2 protein-coding genes are annotated in these 1,679 nt (G+C 61.2%); both read right to left on the bottom strand.

What is annotated here, in order from left to right; all coding sequences use genetic code 11:
• The coding region (locus WB402_RS12010; protein ID WP_424208164.1) for a murein transglycosylase domain-containing protein at positions 1 to 806 on the bottom strand (806 nt) is incomplete at its 3' end.
• A 136-nt stretch (positions 807 to 942) separates the two neighbouring features.
• On the bottom strand, positions 943 to 1,679 hold a 737-nt coding region (gene dapB / locus WB402_RS12005), incomplete at its 5' end, for a 4-hydroxy-tetrahydrodipicolinate reductase (RefSeq protein WP_424208162.1).

The raw sequence follows: 1,679 nt of genomic DNA, 5'->3' as shown, positions 1-1,679 counted from the left end.
CGGATGATGGCGTACACCAGGCTCGGGCTGATCTGGTACTGGGTAGCGAATTGTTCGACGAAATGACTGTATTTCGCGGCCTGCTTGTTCTCGAAATTCGCCACCATCGGAATCTTCACGTACAGCGCGTTCTTCTTGGCGCCGTCGAGTTCGATCTCGCGCGTCGCGGTCTGCGCCTGAAGCAGATAATCGGCGAAGCCCTCGGCATCGGCCGGCGAGCCCACGGGTTTCTTGTTCTGGTCCACGACCAACCCGAGCAGATACGGTTCCTTTTCGCTCGTGAGCGTGATGCCGCTGTCGGAGTAAAGATCCACGGCGCGCGGATCGTTGGGCGTGAGCAACGTGGTGACAATGGCGTTCTTCAGGCTGGTGCGCGGGTCCTTGTCGTCCAGCGTCTCGACCGTCACCAGGCCGGCGTCGAAATCCACTACGGCGCGGCTCATGTAGTTCTGCGTGTACTTTATATACTGCACGCGCGACGGCAGCTTCACTTCCTTCTTGCCCCAGGTCTTCGTGACCTTGCCAGTCAGCAGCGCCACCAGGTTGTCGTAATCGCGCTTGATGGTGCGCACGTCCTGCATCAACGCGTAGGGATTCGACTCGTAAACCGACTTGCGGCTCTTGAAGCTTTCCTTGAGGACAATTTTGGGATCGCTACTGCGGGCGATGCTGGCGATCGAGCGCGTGGTGGGGCTGGACATGACGGCGAGGGTCTGGTCGAGACTCGGGGTTTTATTGCCGGTCGTCGAACATCCCGCCAGCAGTGCCACGGATAAAACAAGTAAGAGTACGGTGTTCTTGCTCATCCTTTCTCCGAGACGATCTAGGAAAACATTAAATTAGTTGACCGTTCGCCCTGAGCCCGTCGAAGGGCGAACGGCAATTGCTGGAGTTCTAATCATCGCGTCCGTTCATGGTTCGACAAGCTCACCACGAACGGACTTAGCCTGATGTTCCCTGGCGCAGCCCCAGCACGTCCTGCATATCATATAGGCCGGTTTTGCGGTCCGCCAGCCAGCGCGCAGCGCGCAGCGCGCCGTTGGCAAAGGTCATGCGCGATTCGGCGCGGTGCGTGATTTCGACGCGCTCGCCGCCGCCGGCGAACAGCACGGTGTGATCGCCGACGATGTCGCCAGCGCGGATGCTGGAGAATCCAATCGTCTTGCGCGCGCGTTCGCCGGTTAGGCCGTGCCGCTCGTAAACAGCGCACTCCTTCAGATCGCGCTTCAGTGCCTGCGCCACCACCTCGCCCATGCGCAGCGCCGTGCCGGACGGTGCGTCAGCCTTGTAGCGGTGATGCGCCTCGGTGATCTCCACGTCCACGTCGTCACCGAGCACGCGCGCCGCAGTCTCGAGCAGCTTGAAACACAGGTTCACGCCCACGCTCATGTTGGGCGCGAACACGATGGCGATGTCCTTGGCCGCCGCGGTGATGTTCTGCTTGCCGGTGTCGTTCAGTCCGGTGGTGCCGATGACGATTTTCTTCCTGTGCTTGCGGCAGAATTCGAGATTGGCGAGCGTGGCCACCGGGCTGGTGAAGTCGATGAGCACGTCGAAATCCAGACCGTCGAGAGCGGAAACGAGAGTGACTCCGAGCTTGCCGATGCCGTTGAGTTCGCCGGCGTCGCGGCCGAGGGTCGCGCTTCCGGGGCGTTCGACGGCGGCGCTCAGGCGCAGGC

The sequence above is a fragment of the Sulfuricaulis sp. genome, from assembly GCF_049587675.1.
Taxonomy (GTDB): Bacteria; Pseudomonadota; Gammaproteobacteria; order Acidiferrobacterales; family Sulfurifustaceae; genus Sulfuricaulis.
Note: the sequence above shows the minus strand (reverse complement) of the source record. Positions and strands in the feature narration are given on the sequence as shown.